This window comes from Aporhodopirellula aestuarii (assembly GCF_023701485.1).
In the GTDB taxonomy this organism is placed as follows: Bacteria; Planctomycetota; Planctomycetia; order Pirellulales; family Pirellulaceae; genus Rhodopirellula; species Rhodopirellula aestuarii.
Window position 1 is genome coordinate 1 of the sequence record NZ_JAMQBK010000073.1, and the last position, 25,831, is coordinate 25,831.

General features: G+C 57.8%; 25 protein-coding genes and 1 tRNA gene. 19 read left to right on the forward strand and 7 right to left on the reverse strand.

What is annotated here, in order from left to right; genetic code table 11:
- Positions 1-302 precede the first annotated feature (302 nt).
- Positions 303-551 (reverse strand): hypothetical protein, encoded by a 249-nt coding sequence (locus NB063_RS25075; RefSeq protein WP_250931779.1) that lies wholly within the window; start codon positions 549-551, stop codon positions 303-305.
- A 291-nt stretch (positions 552-842) separates the two neighbouring features.
- Here NB063_RS25075 and NB063_RS25080 point away from each other — a divergent pair, with 291 nt between their 5' ends.
- Entirely contained in the window at positions 843-1,001 is a 159-nt protein-coding gene (locus NB063_RS25080) for a hypothetical protein (protein ID WP_250931780.1), read from the forward strand.
- Between the two features lie 712 nt (positions 1,002-1,713).
- On the opposite strand, the gene NB063_RS25085 is transcribed toward NB063_RS25080, so the two are convergent.
- The gene (locus NB063_RS25085) at positions 1,714-2,178 is read right to left on the reverse strand and encodes a hypothetical protein (protein ID WP_250931781.1); all 465 of its coding nucleotides are present in this window, start codon (positions 2,176-2,178) and stop codon (positions 1,714-1,716) included.
- Between the two features lie 845 nt (positions 2,179-3,023).
- Between NB063_RS25085 and NB063_RS25090 the strand changes: the two genes are divergently transcribed.
- The 17 genes from NB063_RS25090 (at position 3,024) to NB063_RS25170 (ending at position 20,792) form a co-directional block, all read left to right on the forward strand.
- Positions 3,024-3,263: a hypothetical protein gene (locus NB063_RS25090; RefSeq protein WP_250931782.1), complete on the forward strand. Its 240-nt coding sequence runs from the start codon at positions 3,024-3,026 to the stop codon at positions 3,261-3,263.
- The gene (locus tag NB063_RS25095; protein WP_250931783.1) at positions 3,260-5,041 is read left to right on the forward strand and encodes a phage portal protein; all 1,782 of its coding nucleotides are present in this window, start codon (positions 3,260-3,262) and stop codon (positions 5,039-5,041) included. Before NB063_RS25090 ends, NB063_RS25095 begins: the two co-directional genes overlap by 4 nt.
- Positions 5,038-6,282 carry a hypothetical protein gene (locus tag NB063_RS25100; RefSeq protein WP_250931784.1) on the forward strand — a complete coding sequence of 415 codons (1,245 nt, stop codon included), beginning with the start codon at positions 5,038-5,040 and terminating at the stop codon, positions 6,280-6,282. The genes NB063_RS25095 and NB063_RS25100 overlap by 4 nt, the downstream gene beginning before the upstream one ends.
- Positions 6,283-6,634: 352 nt before the next feature.
- Positions 6,635-7,072, forward strand: a complete 438-nt coding sequence (locus NB063_RS25105) for a hypothetical protein (RefSeq protein WP_250931785.1) — start codon at positions 6,635-6,637, stop codon at positions 7,070-7,072.
- A 143-nt stretch (positions 7,073-7,215) separates the two neighbouring features.
- On the forward strand, positions 7,216-8,166 hold the full coding sequence (locus NB063_RS25110; RefSeq protein WP_250931786.1) for a Mu-like prophage major head subunit gpT family protein: 951 nt from the start codon (positions 7,216-7,218) through the stop codon (positions 8,164-8,166).
- Between the two features lie 142 nt (positions 8,167-8,308).
- The gene (locus NB063_RS25115; RefSeq protein WP_250931787.1) at positions 8,309-8,986 is read left to right on the forward strand and encodes a hypothetical protein; all 678 of its coding nucleotides are present in this window, start codon (positions 8,309-8,311) and stop codon (positions 8,984-8,986) included.
- Between the two features lie 3 nt (positions 8,987-8,989).
- On the forward strand, positions 8,990-9,403 hold the full coding sequence (locus tag NB063_RS25120) for a hypothetical protein (RefSeq protein ID WP_250931788.1): 414 nt from the start codon (positions 8,990-8,992) through the stop codon (positions 9,401-9,403).
- Positions 9,404-9,973, forward strand: a complete 570-nt coding sequence (locus NB063_RS25125) for a hypothetical protein (protein WP_250931789.1) — start codon at positions 9,404-9,406, stop codon at positions 9,971-9,973.
- Entirely contained in the window at positions 9,973-10,458 is a 486-nt protein-coding gene (locus tag NB063_RS25130) for a hypothetical protein (protein WP_250931790.1), read from the forward strand. Before NB063_RS25125 ends, NB063_RS25130 begins: the two co-directional genes overlap by 1 nt.
- 29 nt (positions 10,459-10,487) lie before the next feature.
- Entirely contained in the window at positions 10,488-11,387 is a 900-nt protein-coding gene (locus NB063_RS25135) for a hypothetical protein (RefSeq protein WP_250931791.1), read from the forward strand.
- 62 nt (positions 11,388-11,449) lie between these two features.
- Positions 11,450-11,719, forward strand: coding sequence for a hypothetical protein (locus NB063_RS25140; RefSeq protein ID WP_250931792.1), 270 nt, complete (start codon positions 11,450-11,452; stop codon positions 11,717-11,719).
- Positions 11,709-12,512 carry a hypothetical protein gene (locus tag NB063_RS25145; RefSeq protein WP_250931793.1) on the forward strand — a complete coding sequence of 268 codons (804 nt, stop codon included), beginning with the start codon at positions 11,709-11,711 and terminating at the stop codon, positions 12,510-12,512. The genes NB063_RS25140 and NB063_RS25145 overlap by 11 nt, the downstream gene beginning before the upstream one ends.
- Before the next feature lie 262 nt (positions 12,513-12,774).
- Positions 12,775-16,254, forward strand: a complete 3,480-nt coding sequence (locus tag NB063_RS25150) for a hypothetical protein (RefSeq protein WP_250931794.1) — start codon at positions 12,775-12,777, stop codon at positions 16,252-16,254.
- Positions 16,251-16,676 (forward strand): hypothetical protein, encoded by a 426-nt coding sequence (locus NB063_RS25155; protein WP_250931795.1) that lies wholly within the window; start codon positions 16,251-16,253, stop codon positions 16,674-16,676. The genes NB063_RS25150 and NB063_RS25155 overlap by 4 nt, the downstream gene beginning before the upstream one ends.
- A gap of 5 nt (positions 16,677-16,681) precedes the next feature.
- A complete protein-coding gene (locus NB063_RS25160; RefSeq protein WP_250931796.1) occupies positions 16,682-18,868 on the forward strand; it encodes a hypothetical protein in 2,187 nt (728 codons plus the stop codon).
- Complete coding sequence (locus NB063_RS25165) at positions 18,868-19,191, forward strand: hypothetical protein (protein WP_250931797.1); 324 nt, start codon at positions 18,868-18,870, stop codon at positions 19,189-19,191. The genes NB063_RS25160 and NB063_RS25165 overlap by 1 nt, the downstream gene beginning before the upstream one ends.
- Positions 19,191-20,792 (forward strand): hypothetical protein, encoded by a 1,602-nt coding sequence (locus tag NB063_RS25170; RefSeq protein ID WP_250931798.1) that lies wholly within the window; start codon positions 19,191-19,193, stop codon positions 20,790-20,792. The genes NB063_RS25165 and NB063_RS25170 overlap by 1 nt, the downstream gene beginning before the upstream one ends.
- Positions 20,793-21,606: 814 nt before the next feature.
- On the opposite strand, the gene NB063_RS25175 is transcribed toward NB063_RS25170, so the two are convergent.
- The 3 genes from NB063_RS25175 to NB063_RS25180 are packed head-to-tail and all read right to left on the reverse strand — an operon-like array spanning position 21,607 to position 23,062.
- Positions 21,607-21,774 (reverse strand): hypothetical protein, encoded by a 168-nt coding sequence (locus NB063_RS25175; protein WP_250931799.1) that lies wholly within the window; start codon positions 21,772-21,774, stop codon positions 21,607-21,609.
- Complete coding sequence (locus tag NB063_RS32770; protein WP_456062000.1) at positions 21,771-22,616, reverse strand: GP88 family protein; 846 nt, start codon at positions 22,614-22,616, stop codon at positions 21,771-21,773. The genes NB063_RS25175 and NB063_RS32770 overlap by 4 nt, the downstream gene beginning before the upstream one ends.
- Positions 22,616-23,062 carry a JAB domain-containing protein gene (locus NB063_RS25180; protein ID WP_250931800.1) on the reverse strand — a complete coding sequence of 149 codons (447 nt, stop codon included), beginning with the start codon at positions 23,060-23,062 and terminating at the stop codon, positions 22,616-22,618. The genes NB063_RS32770 and NB063_RS25180 overlap by 1 nt, the downstream gene beginning before the upstream one ends.
- A gap of 633 nt (positions 23,063-23,695) precedes the next feature.
- On the opposite strand from NB063_RS25180, the gene NB063_RS25185 reads away from it, so the two are divergent.
- Positions 23,696-23,768 (forward strand) — tRNA-Lys (locus tag NB063_RS25185).
- A gap of 100 nt (positions 23,769-23,868) precedes the next feature.
- Here NB063_RS25185 and NB063_RS25190 read toward each other — a convergent pair.
- Together NB063_RS25190 and NB063_RS25195 are read right to left on the reverse strand one after the other, a co-directional pair.
- Positions 23,869-25,077 carry a tyrosine-type recombinase/integrase gene (locus tag NB063_RS25190; protein WP_250931801.1) on the reverse strand — a complete coding sequence of 403 codons (1,209 nt, stop codon included), beginning with the start codon at positions 25,075-25,077 and terminating at the stop codon, positions 23,869-23,871.
- Between the two features lie 56 nt (positions 25,078-25,133).
- Positions 25,134-25,424: an excisionase family DNA-binding protein gene (locus NB063_RS25195; protein WP_250931802.1), complete on the reverse strand. Its 291-nt coding sequence runs from the start codon at positions 25,422-25,424 to the stop codon at positions 25,134-25,136.
- Positions 25,425-25,831: the final 407 nt, after the last annotated feature.

A 25,831-nucleotide genomic window follows, 5' to 3' on the forward strand; every position in this document is an offset into this window, starting at 1 on the left:
CGTCGGGATAGTTCCGCAAGGGTTGCAGACGCAGAGCGACGACGAAGATAGGCGGCCATGTCACGCCCACGGCTCCGAGACCGACCTCTTCTTCCGAAGAGGTCGGTCTCAGGGGGGAACAAGCCGCTTAAGAACGGCGCGGTCTCACGTTTGGGGCGGTCACTACTTGATCAGACCGCCGAGGGATGGGACGCTTCCTCCCGAGCCCGCATTGCCACCTCCCAGGTTGGCACCTCCCAGATTGCCGCCTCCAAGGTTACCACCTCGTCGATTGCCTCCTCCTCCTCCTGGAACGCCGCCCCCTAGGTTGCCACCCCCGGGAACGCCACCTCCAAGAATGCCACGGCCGGGAATGCCGCTTCCAGGGTTACCGCTTCCGGGATTAGCCGGTCCGCGGTTTCGTCCAGCCTCCGATCCCAAGCCAGGTACGTTGAGGTTGGGGCTGCCCCCTCTGATTCCGGGGACGTCTCCGGATCGATTCGCCGGGCCTCGTGAGGGAGCAGGCGACGAGTCGGCTCCGGGCAAACCGGGGACACGGTTGCTTCGATCATTCAACGATCGACGCATCGATGGCAACGAGTTAGGGTTCTGTGGGAGTTGGGATCGGAGAGAATCCGCGTTTGGTCGTTCCAGCGGATTTGGTCGGCCTTGAGTTGAATTTAAGTCCGCGGGAACTTGAGACGGCGGTGTTGTTCCGCCAGAGCGATTTCGATCCGCTTGACCGTTGCGAGGCATCGTGCGTGGATCTTCAGCACGCGGCGCTCCGGCACGGTCTCGCAATGAACTCTCTGTGCGATTAAGGCGATCGCCGATCGCTTCGGTTTGCGAAGGGAGGTCTGTTGATGGACGGTCCGTTGCGGGACGGTCCGTTGAGGGACGGTCTGTTGATGGACGGTCTGTTGATGGACGGTCTGTTGATGGACGGTCTGTTGAGGGGCGGTCTGTTGAGGGACGGTCTACCGATGGACGGTCTGTTGAAGAACGGTTGGTGCCTTTGTTGAGAGCGTCCCTTGCGTCGTCCATTGACCGATCAATGCGATCGTTTCCGTTGATCGCCGCCTCTCTGTTTTCACGATTGTCCTGGCGGTCTCTGGAATCACGGTCGTCCGAACGTGAATTCAAACCGGGCAAACGAAATTGTCCTCGCGTCGCTCGATCGACTTGTTCACCGAGGTCACGCCCTTGTTCGCCGTCTGCGGGGAAGAAAAGGTGTCAGGACTCTTTTCTCTTTCTCGGTTCTTTTTTTTGGGCCTTCCACGTGGGCGGAGGATGGATTCGAGGTCGAGGCGACGTGCGATCGATTCTACCCAAGTTGACTGTCTAAGGGGGCTGCCTCGGCGAATCGACCATTGGATTAGATCGAGTTCCTTTTCGTCGAGTGGTTCGTTGACTCGCTTGAGCCGATTGGGCGAACGCGGAATCGGCCATGGTCACAGGAGCCTTGGCAGCGGTTCACTGTTTTGGGACCAGCGGTGCAGGGATCCCCATCACCAGTCCTCTGCCTTTTCAGCCAACCCTGCTCGCTTCGCATTTCGTTCCACGTAGCGGCACAGGACTAGGAAGTGGGCCGTAAAAGAGTCCTGACACCTTTTCTTTGCCTCGTAAAAGAGTCCTGACACCTTTTCTTTGCCGAACGTCCACGATCACCGGGCACGGACGATTGATCCTCCATTTGATTCCACGCGCAAGCCGTGCTCCGCGTGCATCGTGTTGTTACGTCGCGTCGTCGGCGTCACCAAGTGCATTCTGGGAATGACGTTCAAGAACGTAAAGCCATGCCATCATTGCGGGAACCAGCAAAAGTACAACAACGTGCCATATTGCCGAAGACGGCCAGTTCATTTGTGCAAGTGATTCTTGCGATCCCCAAACTGAGACCGCTATGTACGATAATGGCACGGTGAATGCGAGTACAGCCAGTATTGCCATCAGCCCTGAAAACGGGTTGTTCAGTTCACGACGCGTCCACAACGCAAAGGCGATCATGTTGGTTATAACAAAGCAACCAGCCGGAACTGCGGCAACGAGCAATTGCCGATTCGCGACCAAGAATCCGGCCATCACAATCATCCACGCCGTACCGCCCGCGATGGAACCAAACCACGCGCCGGTGTTCCATTGAAATCGCCCTGTACCCAATCGCGGATTTCTTGATGTCTGCATAAGTTTCGACTTCACGTGTTGATGGGTTGGTTCAGCGACGTAACGTCACGCGTCACCCGGTACGCGCGAAAGATTTTCAACTTCAACACCACCCTACTCGCGTACTCGGGTGCACGCGATTGTTCTGCCTTCTGGTGAATTTAGGGTAACGGAAGGTCAGCGAGAGTAGGAAAATTACTTCGGATATTCCTTCCTTCGCAGATGAACGTCTAGGTTTGAGGCAATCAGTAGAACTGCACAAATCGAAAATAATATTCCAGGTAAAACAAACGCATCTCCCGCGACCTCCTTAGAATCAATGAGGACGGATCTGGACCTAATGTAAAGGAGCAAATTAAATGACGAATAGGCTCCAAACAAACTTATCGCGAGGGTAAGCCACCGACTGAAAACATCTCCACGCAAGAAATTGATCGCAAGCGCAACGGCTAGCACGACTGCGAGTAAAGCAGAAAAACGGAACTGGCCGAATGCCCAACACCGGGCGGCATACCAAGCTATTGCTCCAGCCACGAATAGCGAAACGATTGATATTGAGAAGGCTTTGGATTGCATTTTATTTAGGCAGAACAAAGTAATTCTCACCGGTTGGAAGCGGTGATAAGTTGCAACCGGGGATGTTATCGCCGGTCAACCGGCGATAACAGGTCGGTTGCGATCGCCAAGTCCGCCTATTAGAGGGGGTGGGCGTGGCGATGTCCACTATTTTTTTGGGGGGGGCGTTCGGTTCGGCGTAGGGGCAGCCGGTGGGAGGTGAGGGTTGAGGCGAGCGTCTCCCAGAAGTTGCTACTTTTGGACCTCGGTCCTATACATAGGACGGTCGCTCTGGAGTTGTGATCGTCGACCGCCATGATGGATTCATGGCGACGATCCAGGAACGCATCGACGAGCTCGAGGCTCACAAAGACGCTCTCATTCTTGAGATGGCGACGGGCACGTTCGCGAAACGGACTCGGCAGCGATTTAAGGAGCTCGAGAACTTCGAGCCGGCCAAGATCGTCGCGGTCATCGATCAACGGATCGCTGAACTGCGTGCCCAGGCCGATCCGACGTATGGCACTCTCGCCGCGGGACGTCGTCTTGGGAGGCTGCGTCGATGAGTGGGATGGGGCCGATGATCGATGCGACGGATGTGCTCCGGGGGCCGGATCCTCGTACGAAGCAAAAGGAGACGCTTGGGCAGCGTTCTCGCCGGGCACTCGATCGAGTCATCATGACGGTGGCTCCGGTTCACGGTCAGCGCCGCCTCGCTGCGCGGGAGCGGGCTCGGCTCGAGGCTCAGTCGTCGGAGTTTCTTCGTAAGCGAATCAAGGCGCTCGAGTACAGCACGTTGGGACATCCTTCGGTCGCGCCGAATGAGTCGACGGATAAGAAGTGGATCGGCAATCGGCAGTCCAACGATGATCAGTTGCAGGAATCGCTCGTTGAGATGCAGTTCCGCTCTCGGGAATTGTATCAGGTCAATCCCCACGCCCACGGTGCCGTTGAGAGCCGAGCGAAGTACATCGTCGGCACCGGTTTGTCGTGCCGGCCGTCGCTGCCAACGTGCAAGCATCTGAGCGATGACCAGTGCAAGGAGTTTGTGAGCACTTGCAAGCGTGCGTACAAACGGTGGAGTGACCGCGGGGTCGATCGACGCCGGCGGTTGAGTCTGCCGGCGATGCAGCGTCTCGCGGCGAAGACGTACTCGATCTACGGGGAGGCGTTCTTCGTCTTCCGGGAGGCCCCGTTCTCGGGTCCATGCGGGTTAACGGTCGAAGAGATCCATCCGATGCGGGTGGAAACGCCGCCGGAATTTTTTACAGACGACAACGTCCGGATGGGGATCCGGTACGACGAGAATGACCAAATCGTCGGGTATTACATTCGCAAAGCGAACGTCAAGTTCCGCCGCGGTGCCGATTCTGACTATGACTTCATGCCTCGATTCAACGAGGCCGGTCAAGAGCAGATGGTGCACGTGTTCGAACCGTGCCTGCCCGATCGATCTCGAGGGATCCCGTGGCTGTGTGCCGCGTTCTCGTTCATCAAGTTGATCGACGATTTCCACGAATCGGAATTAATCGGCAAACAGATCGAAGCGTGCTTCGGTGTCGTCGTCAAACGCGGATCGAGCAACAAGGTCTCGCCGTACACGATTCACGACGGTGAGGGGTCATCATCAAGCGGCATGCCTTTCGAGGACCTGTACCCGGCGATGGTGCAGGAGATCGGCGAGAACGATGACATCGTCAAAGTCGACCCGTCGCGTCCCGGTGGAAACTTTGCTCCGTTCATCGAAGCGTCTCTGCGTGCGGTCTCGGCGGCGCTGGATCATCCGTACGAGTTGATCGCCAAGAACTTCTTCCGCACCACGTATTCGTCCGGGCGCCTCGCGATGCTGGACGGTCGGTTGTCGTTCGACATCGGCCGGCAACCCCTGACGCATCAATTGCTCGGACCGATGCATCGCCGGTTCATCGGTTCGTGTTTCTTCCACGGTGTGTTCGATGCCATTTGCGACATGATCCATTACGCCGCATGCCGCCAAGACTTTGAGGACCACGCCTGGGGCGGGACTCAACAGGGCGTGATCGATCCGCAGAAGGAAACCGGTGCCAACGAGACGGCACTCGAGACGGACCAAACCACGCTCGCGGATATCCACGCCGACAAGAACGGCGATTGGGAGGACGTGAAGGAACAACGACACCTCGAGCGAGTCCGTGAGATTCATCTCCGCATCGAAGAGGAAGTACTCGAGCGGGACCTGCGTCGCCAACACGGGTTGCCGGATCGGATCAAGGATGAGCAGGGCAAGGGCGAAACCGTTCCGGCCGGATCCACCGCCACCGATTCCAACGCCACCGATGACGACGAAGAGGACGACTACGAATGACCGTTTCCGCAGTGCCCGAAGTACTCCGCTCCGGTGTCGTCAAAGGTGACGACCAGATCGGCGTTGATCGTAAAGCCAACATCATCCGTGGGTTCGTTGTTGCCGAAGAGGGGAGATTCAAATCGGCCGGCCGCGGTGAGTTCGATCTCGCGGGGCTGCAGAAGATCGTCGATCTCGGCAACGCCCAAGCCGACGGCGTCCGTCAACGGTTTCAGCATCCGAGCCTGAGTGACGACGGCCTCGGTACGTTCACCGGTCGCGCGAAGAACTTCCGGCTCGATCGACGTGACAACCGAAACATCGTCCGCGCCGATGCCCACATGGACAAGACCGCTCTCGAGCCAGGTCCACGGGGCGGCAAGCCGATCGGCGTGTACCTGATGGATCTCGCCGAGTCGGATCCGGGGGCACTTCAAACCTCGGTCGCAATCAAGACCGACAAGTTGATGAGAGAGAACGACGCCGACGGCAACCGTCAACCGCCGCTGTGGTACCCGACCGAGTTGCAAGCGAGCGACTGGGTCGATCGAGGTGACGCGGTGCATGGCGATTTGCTGTCGGAAGATTCACTCGATGGATTCCTCGAGGGCAGCGGTCGACGCTTGCCTTCAAAACTGGTGATCGTTTTCGATCAATACCTCTCCCAAGTCTTCCCGGACGCTGATCGCGAGTTCCTGGAAACACGATTGAACGGACTCCGCGATCGGATTTTGAGTGATCGGTTTGGTGCCGATGACGATCAATTGAACCCTTCCCCTGACGGAGAAAATGAAGTGGATAAAGACACCCAAGAAGCGCTCGCGAAGACGAACGCAGCAATCGAAAATCTCGGCAAGTCGTTCGACGAGAAGTTGTCGAAGCTCGCCGATGTCATCGAAGGCGATCGCAAGGAACGTCAAGAGCTCGCCGCCGGCGAAAAGCGATCCAAGGAGATCGTTGCGTTGTGCAGTGTCGCCGGCGTGGACGCCGCGTCGTATCTGTCCAACTCGGCACTCTCGGCCGATGCGGTGAAGGATGACTTGTTCCAAAAGATGGCGAAAGCGGGCGGTCGCCTGAGTGCCACCGAAACGAACGACGAGTCCAACGGTCCCCAGGGCGGAAAGAGTGTCGAGCAAAAGGCCTACGACAAACTCGGCGAAGAGTGGGACGCGATGGAAGAAACCATGCTCGCGGCGAAGTACCCGCGCGATGAGTGGATTCGGGATACCGGCAAGGATCGGGGGATTGTTGTTGGTTGCTAGGCGTTAGCTGTTAGCCGTTAGCCGTTAGCTGCTAGTTGCTAGTTGCTAGTTGCTAGTTGGGGGACGTTTGGGAACGGGAAAACGACTTCACCCTCCCTCCGGGAGGGTCGAGCGAAGCGAGGGGAGGGCTGGGGGGAAATCAGTGCTGAGCCCTCCCCGGCCCGAAACGGGCCGACCCTCCCGGAGGGAGGGTGAAGTAAGGCTGAAGTTCTTTTTGAGGAGTCAATCCGATTTAGCAAGATCCACTCACACTCGTCGTTGGTCCGAGGGGCCCGCGTTTAACACGTTTCTTAGTACGAAGCTAAAAGCTCATCGCTAATAGCTCACCGCTTTTTTATCCAAAGGAAAAATCATGGCCGCCGACACAACACAAGACCAACTCATCGACATGACCGGCGGTGAGGGTGGTCTCTCCGCCGCTCCCGTACTCGCCGCCAAAGTGATCCCGCACGGAACGATGGTGTTCAAGGATGCGGCGAGTGGGCACGCAACGCCAACCATCTCCGCCGCTGCCAACCGTTTCATGGGGATCTCCCACGAACGCGTTGACAACGGTGCGGGCGGCAACGGAGCTCGGGACGTCGAGTTCTACATTCAGCATCGCTTCATCTTGCCACAGGACGGCAACATCACGCAGGCGGATGTCGGAAAGCGTGCCCACGCCAAGGGCAACTATCAAATCACGAAGACCGAGACGGATCTGCCGTATGTCGGCACGATCGAGAAGTTCATCAGCGCGACGAAAGTCATGGTGAAGATCGACTTCGACGTTCCGACGCCATCGGTATAGGAATTGGTGTCTGACCCTCCCCGGCCCGAAGCGGGCCGACCCTCCCGAAGGGAGGGTGAAGAATTGATAGATCACCTCACTCAACCAAACGCTAATGGCTCAACGCTAACAGCTAACCGCTTTTTCTCAAAGGAAGAATATCCATGGCTATCGTGCAAAACGCTCTCTACGCCAACGTCGCACAGAAAGTGCGTCACCGCGTCGAGACGCAGCTCGAGAACTTCACCGACATCGTCCCCGATCTCTGCATGACTGTGCCGAGTGATACGGACATCGAAGAGTACGACTGGATGGGCGCGATGCCCACCGTGGTCGAGTGGCTCGGCGATCAGACGTTCAGTCAGATCCGCTCGGCCGGCCACACCCTTCGCAACCGCGATTGGGTCAATGGTATCCGATTGCCGAAGAAGAAGATCGACGACGGAAAGACCGGCTACTTCGACAACCTTGCCGATCGTCTCGCCGGCACGTTCCGGAAACACCCCTCGGGGTTGTTGCTCGACATGATGGCGGAACTCGAGACGATCGAATGTTTCGACGGGCAACCGTTCTTCGACACCGATCACGAGTTCGGCGATTCGGGACTTCAGAGCAACCTCGTCACCGTCGAGATCGCGGACGTCGACAACCCGACGCTCACCGAGATCCGGGAAGCGGTGCACGCGGTTTTGAAGAACATGCTCACCTACCGAAACGATCGCGGTGAGTTGTACACGTTCCCGACCGCGCAACCGTTCGAAGGGGTGACGATCTATTGTTCCCTCGACGATTGGGAGTTGTTCAACGAGGCGTTCACGTCGGCGTTGAAGATCACGGTCGAAGGCAGCGTCAACGGCGTGACGAACAACTACACGTTGGTCAATCCGACGATCGTCCCGTTGATCGGTCAATCGAGCGGCTACTTCGACGTGTACCGATCCGAAGGTGACGCGAAACCGTTCGTGTTCCAGGATCGCCAAAAAGTCCGGATCGGTGACAAGTTTGTTACCGACGTGTTGGAGAAGGACATCGTGATCGGCGGCAACGCTCGATACGCGATTGGTCCGATGCTGTGGTGGCTCGCGACTCGCTGCAAGTGGGCACAAGAAGCGTAGTCGAAGCGATGGGCGACGGTTATGGGGTGGCGTTCAATGCTGAGCCCTCCCCGTCCCGAAGCGGGCCGACCCTCCCGGAGGGAGGGTGAAGATGAACAGGAAGATGAACAGGATGATAAACACCGATGAAAGGCAAACCGAAATGGCAAGAACCACATCCGAAACCCATTCTGCGACCAAGATCTGGGTGACTCGAATCCCTGGTCGCAAGTCCTCATTCCGCCGTCGCGTACCAGCGGGCGAGGAGATGAAGCTAATCGTTTTCGAACCCGATCAGCCGGTCGCGTTGACCGAGCAGCAGTTTGAGGCGGTGCGTCGTGACATGGGGCATGCCCTCGTGATCATTGTCCCCCGAGACGGCGGGCGCGGCGACTTCGACACCGACTGGGAACAGACCAGCGAAATCTTCGAGGAGTGTCACAACCGTGATCTCAAGAAGGTGGAAGAGGTCAACACCAAGCGGAAATTCCGCAGTCAACCAACGTTGCTGAAGCGTCGCAAGCCTTCGGTAGACACGCCCCAACCGGTCAAGAAGCGACAGCGCCGTCGGAAGTCAACCAAGAAGACCGAAACGACTCCGAAGCTGGATTCGAAGGACAACGAGTCCGAAACGGATGGTGAGCAGATCGAGGTCAGTGATGAACTGATGACGGTGCTCGAGGCGAACGCCAAGGAGATGAAGAACACTGACTTCGCGAGTCCGGAGGGACTGAAGGAGTTTGTCGCCAATGAGGGTGTTCTCTCCGATCTCCCCGGATTCACCGATGAGCTCGTCACCGAGGCCGAACTGATCATCGAGCAATTGGACGGCAGCAAGTAGGACATGAGTCCCTTCAAGAAGCTCGCCGAGTCAGCAATCGCGATGGACGGAGAGACGGTGTTCTACGTCCCTCGCGGCGTTGAGGCGGCGAAGTATGAACTGATCGGCGATGCGGATTGGCACGATGAGGACGAATCAATGTCCGGAGCCAAATCGAAGGGTGACCGCGGTCGATCGACCGAACGAACCGTGTACATCGAGTTGCCGGCGCGACGGATCATCGGCCGGGGAACCCTGCAGGAGGCGAACGTTCCCGTTGTCGTTAAAGAGGACGGCAAAGATTTGGTGCAGTTGAAAGACCCCGTCACGCAGCGGTGGGTGAACGTCAAGGTGCACGGGGTGATCGGTCGTGATCGCGATTCGATGACTCTGAAATGTAGTTGCGAAATCGAGTATCGAGCTCAGAGCAAACGATAGATGCCTTTCACGCCCTCCGGGAAGTTCTCCACCGATTACCTGATCTCGTTGCTGCTATCGCAATGCGAATCGGTGCGGGATGCCTTGGAGGTTGCCGACGCGGAGGCGGCGCTCGAGAAGATCGCGACGTACACCGCGGAGAACATGGCACCGCCGCGGATCCTCGTTGAAGAGTCCGAGGTCGAGTTCCGGACGGACGATCACGGCCAACGCATCGGTGAAGTAGTCGACCGCAATATCAAACTCGGGTTCTGGTTGCGTGTTCCGGATGCTGCCGAGTTTGTGGGCGACTTGAATTTGCAGCAGCAGTGGTGCAACTATCAACTCGACTTGATCGACACCGAAATCCGTGCGCTCGGCGGTACCGGCGAAGTCGTCCCCGGCAAGACTCATGTGGTGATGCACTCGCCTCGATTGATCAAGCCGTGGCTCGACGAGTTTGACGACACCCCGGAGTACGCGGATCCGGATGACGAAGTCGACTACGACGATTCGGACACGCCCCCGGTGATCGCCGAAGAGCGTCCGATTTGGTGTGCGATTCTGTTCTATCAATTGGGATGGGGCTGATGTTTCGCATTGAAGTCAAATCGAAGAAACCGGTCGCTCGAGCACTCGCGAAAGAGTACCGGGCGGCGAGCACGAAGACGTGGGGCGAGGTCGGGCGTGAAGACTTCCACAAGTCGAAGATGCCCAATCGGTTCACCCCGGAGCACGCCAAGAAGGCAGGCTACACGCCTCGCCAGGGCGAACGGATGACGCGGCAGAACAAACTCTACCCGCGTTCCTACACCGGTCGCAAAGAACGCAAGTTCGGGCATCGCAATCCGCTGGAGTACTCCGGGGAATCGAAACGCAACGCCAAGGCGACGGCGGTGATCGTGTCGGACTCCAGCGGCGTGCGGGTGAAGTATCCGGGATTGAGAAAGCTCAACCTGCGTCACGCTAATAGCAACATCAACATGGCGGAAGAGTTCCGCATCATCACCCCTCGTGAGAACCGTGAATTGGGCGAAGCCTATGACACTCGGTTCACTCGCAATTTCACCACGTAGATTTCCATTCCTGTTTTACGGAGTTTGACATGACCTTTTCAGCCCACAGCGCCGCGATCAACGGCACGAATATCGGCGCGATCATTTCACAAAGCATCGATCCGGGGATCGAGGTGCAGAGCGATGTCGCGGCCGGGTTCGTCAAACCGCAATACGGCGAAATCGTTTCGGCCAACGGCATTGGTTCCCTATCGACCTACGACATTGCAGGATTGCTGGCGATCGTCGGTGCGGAGGGGGTTTGTTTGGACGAGAACGGGTTCGTTCTCAATTTCGCCTCATGGACCGCGTGCGGTGCCGTCGCCACTAGTGGTCACATCGCCAGATCGATTGCGAAGGGGTTCGTGTTTCCCGACTCGATCACGTTGCAGCATGGTAGCCGGGGGAACATGTCGGCACGAGTTGCCGCTTATCGTGAGGGGGCGAACGATCCGATCACGACGGGGGCGGCAACGCTACCGACCGGTTTGACCGATGAGCTCGGGTACCACCTCGGGCCGATCACCGTCGCCGGCATCACGTTCACTCGTAATACAACCGTATCGATCAACTTTGGCATTGAAGTCGAACCGGAGATCGACGACGGCGATACCTATCCGCTGAGTCTGCGGGTCAAGAAGGTGCAACCCATCATCGACATCACGACCAAGGATCTCAGCCAATTCGGATCCTCCGGGATCCCAATCGGCGGCATCCGTGCGACTCATTCGAACACCTCATTGGTCGCCCGCAAACGGGTGATCGGTACGGGCACGTACGCGACGGGCACATCCCACCTCGAGATGACCTTTGACGGAGTGGCGCAAGTTGGCGTGACCGAGGGCAGCGGCAACGATTCGGCAACCATGGGCGTGCGGATCACAACGCTCGATGACAAGACCAACGCGATGATCGTGTTCGACCCAGCCTTCGATTTGAACCCGACGTAATCGCAGAGGCGTTTCTGAATTTTCTCACCCATCCCTTTCTTTGAAAAGAGAGCGTAACCGTCATGAAGAAAGCCAGCGTTAAGAAAGCGTTGACACCCAATCGCGTCATTTGTTGCATCCTCGGGTGTGGGTCGGAGCGTGCCGACCGCATCCTCAAGAAGATCGGCCCACGATCGAGTGAACTCGTCGAGGCCTACGGCAAGGGGACCGCGAGAACGTTGTTGCAGCAGTTGCGAGCTGCCGCGGACTCGCCTCCGGATCCGCCGAAAAAGTCAAAGAACACTGGCGGAAAGGCGGATGAAGGGAGCAAGGTAACGACCGATGACAAGTAAGGCATTCGTTTACTACGTCCCGGGTCGCGTCAGCATCTCGTCGTCCCAGGTCGCGGACGTCGGGTTGAGCAGTCAATGCCCCGATCCTCTGTTCCGTGGCATCTCGCCGGGGCCAGACGGTGGCAGTGGGATCACGGTGGTCGATCGATCGAGCGGCATCAAGCCTGGGGATTTCCCTGGTGTGCAGTGGATCGCAGCGCCCAAGGGCGATGCGGATCACCCGCCGTATTGGATCGGGATCGATCCGTCGGCGATGCTGTCCCCGGGGGATTTGCAGCGAAAGGTGATGCACCCGGGCAAGGTGATCACGCTCAGTAATAGGCAGTCGTGGCAGGTTCCCGAGTTGTTCAAGTGGTATGAGGGCGACGGCACTCCTTACGCGTACGACACTCGGTTGCCGTGCATGCTCGACATGGACGACTACGGTCGTCCGATTCGCGGCGCGGTGGTCTCGCAGTATCGCCGGATATTTGATGTCGGCATGCGTGTGTTAATGAACTTGCACGCCGGTGCGAGCGATCTGTTGATGACGGACGCCTACCAGTTTCTCGTTGACGTGCTGGCGATCAATTACCGCGTGACGATGTTTGAGTTGTCGCCACGCGTTCTGGATTCGATCCGCACCGATGAGGTGTTCGGTTTGATCGATGCCGCCACGGATGCGGAGGGGTTCCTCGATGTCCAAAAAAAGGTGGCTGGCCGACTGATCCCCGACGATACGAATTCGCTCGATGGATCAAGTCGGTCAACGCCGGAAGAGACTACCGATACCGCCCTACCTGCGGAGAATTAGCCGCTTGGATGTTGACGGGGAGCTGTTAGCCGCGTTTGTCTTCACCCTCCCTCAGGGAGGGTCGAGCGAAGCGAGGGGAGGGTCGGGTGGAGTTTGGTGCTGAGCCCTCCCCGGCCCGAAGCGGGCCGACCCTCCCGGAGGGAGGGTGAAGAGAGGAGGGAGGGTGAAGTGAATTGAGGGTGAATAGGATCCACGGTTAAACAAAATCCAAAGCTAAAAGCTAAAAGCTAAAAGCTAATCGCTAACCGCTAAAAGCTACCCCATGGCAAAAGAAATTGTTGTTTCGTTGACGAGCGACGAGGAGCGTTTGCTCCGTGGGTTCCGTCGGGTGGAGGCGGCTGAGAAGTCGGTCCAAAGCAATTTTGAGCAGACGGGGAAGGTTGCCGAGAATGTCGGCAAACGCATCGCCGATGCGATGATCAAGGCCGGCCGTGATGGTACGGGATCGCTGAACAAGCATCTCGCGGCGTTGCGTCGTGATGGTGGCCGCGACGGTCGCCAATTGGCAGAAGGGCTGGAGAAGAACTTCCGTGAACTCGGGTTGCACGGGCGTCGGTCGATCGAGGAGATCTCGGATGCAATCGCTCGTCTGGATCCGGAAGCCGGCAAGATGCTGGCCGGGATGCGTCAGGAGCTCGAGGCAACCAAACGCACCGATCTGTTTTCGGAGAAGCGACAGGAGCTCGCGGCCCTCGGCGGTGATTTCGCGATCATGGCCCAACAGATCGATAGCAAGATCAATGCCCCGTTGAAGGACACTGCCACTGCGGCTGAGCAACTCGTCAAAGAGATGCAGGAGTTGTCCCCCGAGAACGCCGAGGCGATTTCCAAGGCACTCTCGGAGGCCCAGCAGGTTATCGAGAAGACCCGCTTGGATGATCTCGTGAAGGAGCTCGAGCAAGGGGACAAGTCGAGCCGCGAGATGGCAAAGACGATTCGTGGTCAATTGCCGGCCGCGTTCGATGAGACGCAACAATCGGTCGAGTCGGTCCTGCAGGCGATCAAGGAGATGCGTCCCGAATTGACGGGCACGATCGACGAGTTCCAAGCCAAATTGGCCGCGGCGAACAAGGAGACGAGTTTCGCGAAAATTCGCGATGAGCTCGCGTCGCTCGGGGGTGAGTACAAAGTACTCGCGGCCGAGATCGACAAGGCGACGGCACCGAACCTCGAGCAGCGGGTTGCGGAAGGGAAACGGTTGGTTGCCGAACTGCGAAAGATCGATCCGGACAAGGCGGAAGCACTCGATCGAGCATTGGCGAACGCACGCAAGAGTGTCGCCGATACCAAGCTGGACAAACTGATGTCTCAGTTGTCGCAGGCCAGCGCCGACGGGCAATCACTCGCCAAGGCACTCGGCACCGGGATGCAAGAGGCATCGCTCCAGGCCGAGGGCGGCATCGACGCGATCGCGGATCGGATTATCGCTCTGCGTCCGGAGATGAAGGCGACCGTTGATCAGTGGCGTGCCGGCATGGCCGAGGCCGCTCGATTCGGTGAGGGTGAGTACGCCAGACCGCTTGCGACACTGCGTGAGGCGGGGCCGATAGGAAGGCGGGTTGCTGATGAATTGAGGCGGCAACTCGTCGAATCGGGACAGATCATCGAGCGAACGTTCGAGGATATGCTCGCACCATTGCAGAGGATTGATCCGATCGCGGCCGAGCAGGCTCGCGCGATGCATGCACACTTCGACGACATCGAGAACCGCGGTCGAGGTGCATTCCATGGAATCGCTCAATCGGCGATCGCTCAAGGAACGGCGATCATTAGTTCCTACGTTGGCGTGCAAGAGGCGATTCAAACGGTCACGAAGATGATTCAAGACCAACGGCAAATGATGAAGGACGCCTCCGATGCTCACATGGGGATGGCCGAGGCACAGCAGGAAGCGATCAAGAACTTATCGACGCTCCCTGAGAAACAGCGCGACGAGTTGATCAATGTCGCGGCATACGACATCGCGTCCAAAGCGGGCATTCCTGAGATTCCTCAAATCGTGCGTGCGATCGGCAATGCACGATCGGCGGGTGGTGATTTCGAAGAGGTGAAGTCGGCCGTGGAAGTGGCGGCGATGACGAACCCGCTCACCCCTGACAAGATTGCTCCGACGGCATCCTCTTTGATCGACATGGCGAACGCCACCGGAATCGCGGATGCACGCATCAACGCGAACCAAGCATTCGTTGCCGGTGCCGAGGCTCGGATGGAGGATCCGATCAAGGTTGCCAAGGCGATGGCACCGGTCGCGGTGGCCGCGGCGAACCGTGCTCCCGAGGGCATGCGTGACATCGCTGCGTATCAGGGCATGGCGTTGATGTCCGCGATCAGCAAGTTGGCCGCTGACAAAGAGGGTGACACGTCATCCACCGGAACGATCCAGATAATGGACAAGCTGAATGAGTTCGTGTCCGACCTGCAGGAGGAGTTGACCACGACACAAAAGGAAATCACGACGGAGAAGTATAAGTCCCCGTTGTCGGCGCAGCAGTCGCTGCAAAAGCGGGACCTCGAATCCCGGCAATCGAACAAGGCAACGACGGATCAGTGGGTCGCTGAGCTCGAGAAGGTGTTGGCCGAAATGGATGCCGAAGACGCGAGGTTGGATCCTCGTTCCATGACTAAGGCCGAAACAACCAAGCGACGTCAACAGCGTGCATCCCTGAAGTCCGAGCTATCGAAGGCGCGGTCGATGCAGTTTGAAGACGCCGATGCCGCCAAGCTCGAGGACCTGCAGGCGAAGGAAGATGCGGCGAAGAAGAAGTTTGCCGAAGAGCAGGAGAAACGCAAGAAGCGAGTGCAGGAGTTGCAGGACGCGGGTGTGAAAGCCGGTGAGCAGATGCTGCCGTTTGACCAATTCGCTCTGTTGCACCGAGCACCCGGTTTGAAAAAGGAGTTCGCCGCTCTCAAGTTTGGTGAGCAGCGGGTTCGACCGAGTATGGATCAGTTGATCGATAACGGTGAGGCTTTCGATATTGCACGTAACACATTCTCCAAGCTCGACGCAAACCGCGGACGTGTGGACCTGTACGAGTCGAAACTCCATGACATCCGAAACCTGACGCCGCAAATACGTGAAACCATTTTGCGACGGCAAGGTGAAGCGAACACCGCGAGGGCGAACATCACCAACACCAGCGGGGCGAGTTTGAGCAACGTTCGGGAGAATGCGGTCAGCACTCTGGAACGCACGCGTGACGCCAACTGGTTCTTCGGAACCATGCAGTACGTCGGTGAAGCATTCACTGGTAGCGGTGGGTTGGCGGGGGACAACGCGTTGGAGGAATCGGTCAGTTCGATCAGCCGATTCGCCGCTCGTATCGAAGATCTCAAGAAGGGCGGCATCACCGGCAACGAGGAGGCGCAGATTGGCGAATTGCGCGGTGCCATCGAGGTGGCCCGCGGACGATTGGCGTCCCCGGAACTCTTGAACGAGTCTCCTGATCAGTTGCGGGAATTGAGGAACCGGGCGGCGTACGAACACAACCTGAGTGAGTCGATATCGACGGAGAGCGAATCGACCAAGATTCTGGCTGAATTGGTTCAGGTGCTGCAGATGCAAATGAAATTGCAGGAGAAACAACTTGAAGAGGCAGAGAAGGCCCGAAAAGCGGCCGAGGAGCAGCGGGACGAACAGCGGCGGCGTGACTCACAACCCAACCGCTCTCGTCCACCATCACCGTCGGACGCTCAGCGTGAAGCGGCTCGACGATCAGCAGAACGGGCGGGAGGTGTCCGATGATTTCGATTGACGGTGTTTTCTTTGATTGGTCGCAGGGGCAGGTTCAACTTCCCAAGTCCGATGCGATCCCGTTTCGTAACGCGACCATGCGAGGCATCGGCCTGCAGGTGACTCCGCCTCGAGGTGAAGGGTTCACGCTGACGTGCCGACGCTATGACAGTCCCAATAACCTGACCGCGATGGTCAACAGCATCAACTTGCGGAACGGTCGTGTGGTGCGGCTGATCGAGTACTACGCGAGCGGGACGATCTATTACGAGATGCCGATGCACGGCGGCGTGAAGTTCCTGTGTTCGCAAGCACGCGTGATCGAGACGGGGGAGTTGGTCCGCGTCTGCGGCACACGTCCCTCGGGACCGATTGATTTTGCACCCGCGGCGTACGTGATGGCGCAGTTCACCTTTTACGCAGTCAAGTTGTAGGCCCCATGGCGACATTGAATTTGGATGCCGGTACCATCAACCCGGTGGTTGGTGAACAGCAGGTTTGGATCAAAGCGAATTGGAGTGATCCGTTCACGCTCGAGCCGCGGTTGATGGTGGAGGAATGTGTGTGGGCGATGCCGCCTTCGATGGACTCGGCCACGCTTCGGTGGCGATTCGGGGAAGTCGTGACGCCTGGGGCGACCGTGAAGACGACCGTCCCTCCGATCGACATCCGCGGCTACTACGTGCTGATCTTGCAATACAGCAACGAGGGGTCCCTGCTGGCGTGGCTCGGATACGCGGACGCCCCGATCGTGACGGACATGGTCGACCTCGTTGGTGAGGCTCACGGCGGCGAGCAAGCGGTGCCCTGCTTTGGACTCGATCGAGCACTCCAGTACGCGTTCATCAACACGGTCGCTCACCTCAACCCGGCTGTCGATCCGGAGGACAAGTGGTTGAGGAAATACCACGGGGGGACGTTCAACGGTGGCCTGACAGGGAATCGGACGAAGGACAAGGTCGATCTGACGAGCGATTTCAATCCCGAGAAGGCTTATGTGTTCGATGATCCGCAAGCCGATGACTCGCAGTGGTGGTCGACGCGTGATGTGTTCGAACATTTGATTCGATTCCACTTGCCGACCAACGTGGCCGGCGAAGTGACGTTGCCGTGGAACTTCCGCAACGAGGGTATCCTCCCGACTTGGGATCGTCCGTTTCTGGAGACTGACGGTCGGTCGCTCTGGGATTGCTTGACCGAACTGCTCAGCCCCGAACGGATGCTCGCGTGGTCTGTTCGGCCGACATTGGTGATGGGCACCGTCCCGTCGATTACCGAGATCGCGATCTATGCCCACTCACAGGCCCCGTCTGCGATCGTTATCCCGGACCTGACCGTAATCGCACCGAACACCGATACGCTCGCCATTGTGGCATCCACGGACTCGATGACGGACATCCAGGTGCAGGCCGATGACAGCGATGTCGTTGACCAAGTCGTTGTGCAGGGGCCGCGGGAGATCGGGGTGGCAACGTTTGATTGGTTTCAGTGGGATCGCGCATGGGGCGTCGGCGATCTGAATTCTTATAATGTCGCGTTCTCGACGTTGCCCGGATGGGCGGCGCAGTCGCTGAGCAGGAAGCGTGAGCTCAATGAGCGGTTTCGATCGCAAGGCCGATACGCGGATTTGTATAGCCACCTTCCGATCTGGTCAGACTGGGACGGCACGACAGGAGTTTTCCCCGTGTTTGCTGACAATCGGGACGAGGAGTCGGATGAGCCGGTCTACGTTCCCTATCTGGGACACGCCGAGATCCTCGAGGATCTGCCGCTGTACGCCGGCGTCGATTACACGGGTGACTTGGATGATGTGGACGAGAGCAAAGGGCGGAAGCGGTTGCCGATTCTGGCGTTCATTTCCAAACCTGCCGACCCATTCAGGTACGAGACGCTGCAGGACGCCACCACGGTCAGCGGTGGCTTTCGATCCAACCCGCCGAACATGCTGCCTTTCTCGGTAGAGATCCTGCCGGATAATTCCAAAGGGGCTGGCTTTCGTGTCGCGGTGTCGGGGGCTCCGAAACATGCCCTTTGGCCGACCATGTTCACGCCGAATGATGCCGACCCGGAGAAGACGAACCCGGATGTGTGGGGAAACTACGACGGGAACACGATGAATATCACGGCCGCGATGCGTGGTGACCGCAGGCCAACGGTTTGGTACCCAACGTCGCCATCGTCGGACATGATCCGTCAACGGTTTATTCGCTTGGAACATTCGGCGTTGCAATTGGTTCACATCGCCGCGAACACGCGTCTTGGGCTGGACGATAACGATATACCAACAAGCAGCAACGGCGGCATCCTGCGTGATCCGATGCAGATGCTGACCGCGTTGGCTCGACTGGCCGGGGAGAGCATGACGGTGCCTCGTGTGCACTTCTGGATGTCGACGGGGCGATTGGTCCGTGTGATTCCGGGGCAGATGATCACGACGGCCAATGGATCCACCGTGAACGCGATCGTGACGGAGGTGCGGTTGAGCACGCCGATCGTGGAATCGGACTCGCCGCCCCCGGTGCGGGTCCAAGTGATCGCGCAGACGAACCCGGTTGACCTGATCGCGATGATGGGGCGAAAGCCTGACCTCGAGGAAGAGTTACACGGATCCGGAGTTACACGATAATGAATATGCGTTTCAACGGTGAACCATCGAAGGTCGTCCGGAGTTTCGTGATCAGTGGCGTTGCGATCACGTCAGCACCCGCGGCCACGGAAACCGGTACCGAAGCAACCAAGGAGTTGATCGAGCATAGCTTCAAGGTTCATCGCCGGCGATTGCGGCCGCTGGATCCGCCGCAGTCGGGAAAGCTTGTCCGGGCGGTTGATGGGGACACGGAGTACACGGTTTGGAACTCCCTGCAGGAACCGATCGAGGTGGGTGACCGGGTGAAGTTTTGCCAAGAGGACGATGGCACTTGGTCGATGGTCTACAAGGAGTGTGTCTGATGCCGGATGCCACGAGCGGGTGTTCATGCTGTGGATGTCTGAACAAGGAGTACGCATCGCCGAGGTCGCACGAGGATTGGAACGTGATCGATGCAGACACGGCGTCGACAAAGTCATCGCAGTTCCGAAACCATGATGTGAAGATCTTGGTCAGGTACGGAAGGCTGGAGGACTTTTCGTTTAGCTCCGACTCGCTGACGGTGTCAATGGAATGGGTCGATCCTTTCACGCACCCTGATGACTTTCCGGCGTTGGTGCGTGGAAACTTCTCCGGTGGATACGTTGTCGTCACTGACCAACTGTACTTCAACCTGACGCTGCGGATCCACTTGAGCGGTGAGGATGAGATCGTTCACGTTTGGAAGGGGGTCGTGTTCTCTGATGCTTGGGTGAGCCAGGGGGCGGGTACGACCACGAACCGGTACTCGCTGATCCTCGAAAGCTACGATGATTCAATCATCCTCCAAACGAGATTGGGCAACGCACCGAACGGACAGATGCTGCACGTGTACACGCCTGCTTACCCGGCTACAGACACCAGCAAGATCTGGATAACCAACGCTGATAAATATCTGTTTAAGGACGGTGAACCAAACATCTCATTGGACGCAGTCCGTGTGCAGCACCCGAACCCATCGCTCGAGGTGAAGTCGAACTACACCCTGGATGGTGACGTTGACGAGTTTTCCATTCAGCATCTGGCTAGGTTTCAGGAGGAGGACTTCGAACGGGTTCCCTACGATCCTGAAACAGCGGACACGGAACGCATCTCCGGATGCCAGATCCCGTGGGCGGGAGTCCCGATGCTCCGCTCCGAAGAGCACATGCTGTTAGATGTGGAGTTCGACTACAGCGGGAAGGTGGACACCATCTCGCCGGCGGTGTTTGACATCGGAATGTGGCACTACGGGATTGTGAAACCGTGGAACAACACCCCGGTCTACGCGGTCATGTTCCACTCGAGGCCGACAGCGGCTGATCAACTGGTGTTTATTGACGAAGATTCGAACCCTGATGCTTACGACGTTCGTAGACTTTCCGTTGCTGTGAACTTTGAGACGATCGACGGAGTGAAGTTCGTTGTCCTGGATGCAAGTGTCCATTTCTGGCTACCTTACATGCAGTTGATCGAACCCGCGCAGCTTTACGCAACGACTCCGGATCGGTTTGTCCCGGCAGACGGCGTTTGGTACGACTACGCATCCACGGGGGCGAGCAAGAATATCTTGGTTGCCAGAAACACGACCGTCCTGCAGGTGTACGGATCGATGATTTGGAAGAAGGTGATGCCGACGTATGATTCGCTTGCTGACATCTCGTCTGCAATTGAATTCACTTACGATGACCTGACTTACACGAGAACGGCGGGTCGTGTGCCTTTTGGACCGAGCACCGTTGTCGATGAGGACGGCCGGATTTTTCAATACGATACAGGCGGAACGGCCATCGACAGTTTCGACGACTTCCAGTTCCCCGACGATGCAGAAATCGACGACACCAACCTGACCACCACCGGCGAGTTCAGCGTCAAGATCAACCGCAAGATCCTGGGTGCGTTTCAGGATTGGAAGGTTCGCCTCGTGCCTCGCGTTGCATCGTGAGTAGGTCGCATTTCATCAAGAACGATCCCATCTGCCGATCGAAGGAGTGTGGGAAGTTTGGCCCGGTCGAGAACGGCGACTTGCGGTGTGAGTTCTTCAATCGGTGCGATTGCGACCGGGTGAAGCACCTTCTCGACGGGCGCGGATGCCCCGCGGATTCTGCCATGTTCCCACCTGAGTCAACAACGCCTCCGGAAAAGTGACCCCCTCCTTTTCAGATGGCCGATCTGTGACTGACGGCCGAGTACGTTTCGTTTTCGAGCAAGCCAAAAAATATACTATTTGTCCCCCTGTTCTTAGCGGGCGAGCGGATGCGTGCGTCTGTACCAGAGACTGCACTGGAGAAAACCACATAGGGATTTGGTGGTCATGCCAACTCGATGACAAACGGAGTTTTGGGACTTGCTATGAAAGCGCGCAGCAGCTCCCGAGATATCGTTGGAAAAACTTTCCGAAAAACACCCGCGCAGCCGACATCGGACGCGACACCCGCGCGACATCGGCCGCGGTGCGGAGCTCGGGGCGGGGCGGAGCGCGGGGCGGGGCGGAGCGCGGGGGCGTGTGCCCGGATCCCCGCGGAAACGATAGCGCAGCCGACAACGGACACGACACCTGCGCGACATCGGCCGCGGGGCGGAGCTCGAGCACTACGGGGGACACTGGACACGATGGCGCAATAAGAAACGGGGGGAACGTATCGCACGCTCCCCCCGTAAACGAAACGAGGGGAGCGTGAACGATCCCACAACGCCTAGGCGTTGCAGGAACCACTCACACTCCCCAGCTGGGGTTCCCTCGTTATTCGGTTGTTTCTCTAGTCGTCGTCCTCCTCGAGCTCGAGACGATCATTCAACGATTGCAGCTGATCGGTTAATACCTGCGCCATCTCCTGAATTTCGCTATCGTTGGCACGCCGTTCCTCGGGTGTGCAATCCGACAGCCACCGCATGAACTTCTCTAGTTCGATCAAAAGCCGTTTCATCGTTTTACCTTAACTGAAAATCCTGATTCGATGATTGCCGCACGGGTCGCGTTGTCGTGCGCCTTCAAACGCAATCCGACAACACGCCCCCGTGTTTTGCCGCGGGGATCGTCAAAACGTAAATCGGTTGTATCCCCATCGACAACGGGAAACCCGCGCCATGAGCTCGGGAGACGTTGCCGGCCGGATCGATTGCCTACAAACTTCCCGCCCTCGTCATGAAAGACAACGGCAACGTTTGCACCTCGTTTCAACGCGTTCAAACAATCAGCGTGATTAGTTTCACTCCTCGAGAAAGTCACCCAGTAGTTTGGGAGGAGCTCCCCCGCGCGTTTGGAATGTTTCGTGTAATCGTAGAATTTAACCTGCGGGAAGCCCTGCGGGATACCGTAGCGTTCCCATTGGATATCAGAAAACATATTCAGGCGGGCGCAGAGCTCCAGCCCTTTGCGATCGGCTTTCCGTTGCCACCGTTCCAAGTCACTAGCGAGCGTCTCGAGGAACCATTGTCGTTCGAGATACCATAACACCGTCCGCGCTTTCCGCGCGTATCCGATCGTCTCGAATACGCTTGCTAGTCCCTGGTCATTCAGACACCCGGCAACGCATCCGGCGCTAGCGCTAGTGCATACGTTGCCGATGCCGATTGAACGATGTGGCGACATCGACAGCCCGCAGGATACGTATCCCACGTTCTTACGCGTTTTCGTGTTGCTGTCCCCATTGGCTAGCAACCTCGGCACCTCGAGGCCCTCGGGAAAACGATCCCCGAACCCATCGACCCAAACGCGTGGGACACCGTTTTCGAACTCTACCCGATGCTGTGTTTGTGGAACGCGCATTACATCACCTCCCGCAGCGATACCGATCCGCCTTCGTCATCGCCGACCACGATATGGTCTAATACGGTGATGCCGATCAGTTTGCCGACTTCGTCGAGACGATCAGTTACCGCTTTGTCCTCGCGGCTTGGGGTGGGATCACCCGAGGGGTGATTGTGCATCAACAACACGGCCGACGCACCCACAACGATTGCCGCCTTGAATACTTCGCGAGGATGCACCAACGACGCGTCGAGCGTTCCAACGGTGCAAACCTCGATTGAAATTGGGCGGTGTTTTGTGTCCAGGTGAACAACAACAAAACACTCGCGGTCCGCGCCACGCTCTGCAAAGAACGCCTCAGCAAACTTCCGCGCCGTTTGGGTGCACGTGATACGGGGGCGACGCTTGAATGATCCCTCGCGTATGACCTGTAAACGCTGAATCGGGGTACAATAATTCGACACTTGGGGAGCTCCACTTAAGCTTTCCGGGTGAGGTGTCGGCGATGGCTGCAATCCATCGTCGACACCGTTTCTTTCGCACCCGCGCGGGTGCGTTCATGCCGGCATCTTTCGGCTTTCACTAGTACCCAGCAATCACCCCCCAAGTGTCGCGTGGCCTGCGGGTTGCCACCTGTTTATGCACGCAAACGCCAATAAAAACGGCACGGGTCCTTCTAGCTCGGGTGGGGGTGCCGCGCGGGAAAGGTGTCCGAGGAGAACTCGTTGGCGAGTTCTGTACCGTTTTGCCCCACCACCACCACTCTAAAACCCCGTAAATCACGGCGTTTTACAAAACGGTAATTACCGTTTTGCGCTCCTACAGGGGCCAAAATGGGCGAATCTGGGCTTTCGCGGTTTTTCGAAAACGCTACAATTCCCTGCATAAACGAGGAAACGTCGTGATTTCAGCCCGCCCGGAGCGGATTGCAAATCCTTTATTCGTGGGTTCGAATCCCACCGTCGCCTCTTGCGAAACTCTCACCGATTGACGAATCGGCGGGGAAATCGCAAAATCGGCGTCTCGCTGTGAGAAGGTAGCCCAACGGGCCATGTTCTTCACCCAGCAAAGACACCAATGTGGCTTCCACCACAACCGCCCCTATAGCTCAGTTGGTAGAGCAAATGACTCTTAATCATTGGGTCCTAGGTTCGAGTCCTAGTGGGGGCATCTTTGAGTGCGGAAAACACGCTGTTTTCCGTGTTTTCCGCACCCGATGCGTCTTCCTGACACCTTCTGAAACGTCAGGAATCATCGATTTTGGGCCACTTTATGGTCCACTTTTTCGATGGGGGTCCGAACGCTCTCCGCTTGAGTTTCGAAAGCCTTCGGTTGGAGGCTCCGTCCCTCGCAAGATCACGTAGTGCTTCATCGCCACCGGCATGCTGTTTCCGAACCACTTGCATACGATGTGTAGCGGGTAATCGTCTGCCGCGTCCGTGAGGGCACTCGCACGCAGGTTCTGAAAGATCCGCGGCCATGCTTCGATCTTCGCTTGCTTGAGGTCGCGTAGAAGCCGCGTACGAAGGTTGAGATTGGTGTGGCTCGCTAGGCGTTGCAGCACAGGTGTATCAGCGTGGCTCCGTGACGGGTTGATCGCATCGAAATAGGGAACCAACGTTTCGAACAAGGGGCAGACGCGCTGCCCACCTGCGGCGTCGCCCTTCTTCTTCTGGGCCCGCAGTCGCATCGTCCGCTTGTCCCAATTCAGGTCCGACCACTTGAGTGCTTGTGCTTCCGTCGGGATGCGGAGCCCAGCGACGCGAGCAAGCATGACCAGTAGCCGGCGTTCGGGATCATCGATCACTTTGAGGACCCGCTCGATCAGGTCCATCTCAACGTAGTGAAGGTTGTCGGGATTATCCTGGGCCGGCGGGCGGATCTCAGCGAACGGGTTGCGTGTGATCAGATCCGTTTTACAGGCATGCTCAAAAAATTGTCGAGCATCTTTCAGCTTCTTGCCCGTCGAGGCCGGTGCAAGTCCACGGCCCGCAGGCGGAGGATCCAGCATCCATTTTAGCCACTTGTGAGGCGAGTCGAGGGCGATTTCCGTGAGCGGCTGCTCGCGGCCGAAGAAGGCGATCAAATCGTTGGCGGTTTGCGTCCGTTTTTGTACTGTCGATTCGCACCAACCACCTTTCCTAACGCTTCCGGTTGAGCGAACCGCGATATAGTCATCGAGGTAGTTGCCGAGTGTTACTGCTTGAGATTGGGTCCGCTCGCCGACCAGTTTTGCTCGTGCCAACCGGTCGTATAGGCGGTCAGAAAGTGTGCCCAGCCAATGAAGCGTCGACGGCGGGTAGTCTTGGTGAAACTTGCGAGCCTCCAACAGCTTGGCGATATGGGCTCCAGCTTCGACGGCCGTCTCGTGTGAGACGACTCCGAATCTGACCCGGACGCGTTTTCCGGTATCTGGATGGGGAAATCGAAAGAGCCAGGCCTCTCGGCCTCGTACTGTATATTTATGGGGAGATAGCATTGAATGTCCTTTGGAACTCATTGGAAGTTGTTGCTTGTGAAATTGGATGTTGTTGTTCAGTTGGGCTTAGGCGCAAGGAAGTCTTCCAACGCTTGGGCCGGAATGATCCGGCGTCGTCCCAACTTGGTGCTCCGTATCTCGCCCGCGTCGATCGCTCGCCTGAGCGTCGAGAGTGAAACATCTAGACGCTCCGCAGCGCCCTGGAGCGAGTAAGCGAGCTTCTCCGAAGAAGGCTCTGACGGCGGAGGAGATTCCTCAACGCGGGGAACCGAGACGGGCGGTTTTCGCGGCGCGGGCGCGATCACGTATCTGGGCGGTGGCATGGCACCGCTACTCATCTGAGACATGGAAAGCATCTCTGCTCGGGATAGAAAGACGCGACGCAACATTGCGTTCAGGAGGATCGCATGCCGCCGTTGCGTCGGCTGCGTGCGATCGCTCTCGCGTTCTGATTCCTGAAGATTGAAGAGGCCGTATTGCACAATTCTTCCGAATTGCAACAACGTTTCTGGCGGGGCGAACGGCTCGTACACGCACCCGCGTCACGCCGCCCGTGACGCATTCATGTTCCCTTGAGCTCAACGGATTGCGCGAGCCATGTGCTTCCTGCTGGCGTACCCGCTTCGGTGGACACGCCTCGCATCGCAGCGACGCTTTCAAGTAGCTCGGTCTCTCCGAGACCGAGGCTGACGGGCGTTATCCGCTTTCGGAGCACCGGAGTGACTCCGGTACGTGCGAAGCAAGAGTCCGGTAC

What these genes read in the sequence shown, in the direction of transcription:
- NB063_RS25105 (WP_250931785.1), top strand. Translation starts at nt 6,635, where the DNA reads ATGGCCGCCGACACAACACAAGACCAACTCATCGACATGACCGGCGGT.
- NB063_RS32770 (WP_456062000.1), bottom strand. Translation starts at nt 22,616, where the DNA reads ATGCGCGTTCCACAAACACAGCATCGGGTAGAGTTCGAAAACGGTGTC.
- NB063_RS25080 (WP_250931780.1), top strand. Translation starts at nt 843, where the DNA reads ATGGACGGTCCGTTGCGGGACGGTCCGTTGAGGGACGGTCTGTTGATG.
- NB063_RS25100 (WP_250931784.1), top strand. Translation starts at nt 5,038, where the DNA reads ATGACCGTTTCCGCAGTGCCCGAAGTACTCCGCTCCGGTGTCGTCAAA.
- NB063_RS25140 (WP_250931792.1), top strand. Translation starts at nt 11,450, where the DNA reads ATGAAGAAAGCCAGCGTTAAGAAAGCGTTGACACCCAATCGCGTCATT.
- NB063_RS25160 (WP_250931796.1), top strand. Translation starts at nt 16,682, where the DNA reads ATGGCGACATTGAATTTGGATGCCGGTACCATCAACCCGGTGGTTGGT.
- NB063_RS25125 (WP_250931789.1), top strand. Translation starts at nt 9,404, where the DNA reads ATGCCTTTCACGCCCTCCGGGAAGTTCTCCACCGATTACCTGATCTCG.
- NB063_RS25095 (WP_250931783.1), top strand. Translation starts at nt 3,260, where the DNA reads ATGAGTGGGATGGGGCCGATGATCGATGCGACGGATGTGCTCCGGGGG.
- NB063_RS25120 (WP_250931788.1), top strand. Translation starts at nt 8,990, where the DNA reads ATGAGTCCCTTCAAGAAGCTCGCCGAGTCAGCAATCGCGATGGACGGA.
- NB063_RS25155 (WP_250931795.1), top strand. Translation starts at nt 16,251, where the DNA reads ATGATTTCGATTGACGGTGTTTTCTTTGATTGGTCGCAGGGGCAGGTT.
- NB063_RS25145 (WP_250931793.1), top strand. Translation starts at nt 11,709, where the DNA reads ATGACAAGTAAGGCATTCGTTTACTACGTCCCGGGTCGCGTCAGCATC.
- NB063_RS25115 (WP_250931787.1), top strand. Translation starts at nt 8,309, where the DNA reads ATGGCAAGAACCACATCCGAAACCCATTCTGCGACCAAGATCTGGGTG.
- NB063_RS25190 (WP_250931801.1), bottom strand. Translation starts at nt 25,077, where the DNA reads ATGCTATCTCCCCATAAATATACAGTACGAGGCCGAGAGGCCTGGCTC.
- NB063_RS25090 (WP_250931782.1), top strand. Translation starts at nt 3,024, where the DNA reads ATGGCGACGATCCAGGAACGCATCGACGAGCTCGAGGCTCACAAAGAC.
- NB063_RS25175 (WP_250931799.1), bottom strand. Translation starts at nt 21,774, where the DNA reads ATGAAACGGCTTTTGATCGAACTAGAGAAGTTCATGCGGTGGCTGTCG.
- NB063_RS25170 (WP_250931798.1), top strand. Translation starts at nt 19,191, where the DNA reads ATGCCGGATGCCACGAGCGGGTGTTCATGCTGTGGATGTCTGAACAAG.
- NB063_RS25135 (WP_250931791.1), top strand. Translation starts at nt 10,488, where the DNA reads ATGACCTTTTCAGCCCACAGCGCCGCGATCAACGGCACGAATATCGGC.
- NB063_RS25075 (WP_250931779.1), bottom strand. Translation starts at nt 551, where the DNA reads ATGATCGAAGCAACCGTGTCCCCGGTTTGCCCGGAGCCGACTCGTCGC.
- NB063_RS25165 (WP_250931797.1), top strand. Translation starts at nt 18,868, where the DNA reads ATGAATATGCGTTTCAACGGTGAACCATCGAAGGTCGTCCGGAGTTTC.
- NB063_RS25130 (WP_250931790.1), top strand. Translation starts at nt 9,973, where the DNA reads ATGTTTCGCATTGAAGTCAAATCGAAGAAACCGGTCGCTCGAGCACTC.
- NB063_RS25150 (WP_250931794.1), top strand. Translation starts at nt 12,775, where the DNA reads ATGGCAAAAGAAATTGTTGTTTCGTTGACGAGCGACGAGGAGCGTTTG.
- NB063_RS25110 (WP_250931786.1), top strand. Translation starts at nt 7,216, where the DNA reads ATGGCTATCGTGCAAAACGCTCTCTACGCCAACGTCGCACAGAAAGTG.
- NB063_RS25195 (WP_250931802.1), bottom strand. Translation starts at nt 25,424, where the DNA reads ATGTCTCAGATGAGTAGCGGTGCCATGCCACCGCCCAGATACGTGATC.